Origin of the sequence: Pauljensenia sp. UMB3104 (genome assembly GCF_030217285.1) — a bacterium.
Taxonomy (GTDB): domain Bacteria; phylum Actinomycetota; class Actinomycetes; order Actinomycetales; family Actinomycetaceae; genus Pauljensenia.
Map to the genome: position 1 here is coordinate 1 of NZ_JASONN010000405.1, position 256 is coordinate 256.

At 69.5% G+C, this 256-nt stretch carries 1 protein-coding gene; it reads left to right on the forward strand.

What is annotated here, in order from left to right; all coding sequences use genetic code 11:
- Window positions 1–256 (forward strand): VIT1/CCC1 transporter family protein (locus tag QP415_RS12210; RefSeq protein WP_285100252.1); only part of this gene is annotated, 256 nt, incomplete at both ends.

Sequence of the window (256 nt, forward strand, 5' to 3'; positions counted from 1 at the left end):
CGCCTCGCCAAGCCTGCGACCGGCGAGTCCGGCGCGATCGCGGTACGCGCCGCACTGGGCGGTAGCCCCGAGTCGGACGGCGCGGGGGACCAGGTGGGCACACCCATGAAGGCGGCGCTGTCCTCGTTCTGTTTCTTCGCTGTGGGCGCGTTCTTCCCTCTGATTCCCTACCTGCTGGGCATGACCGGCATGACCGCGATTGTCGTCGCGGCTGTGATCGTCGGCGTCGCCCTGCTGTTTACGGGCGGCGTGGTCG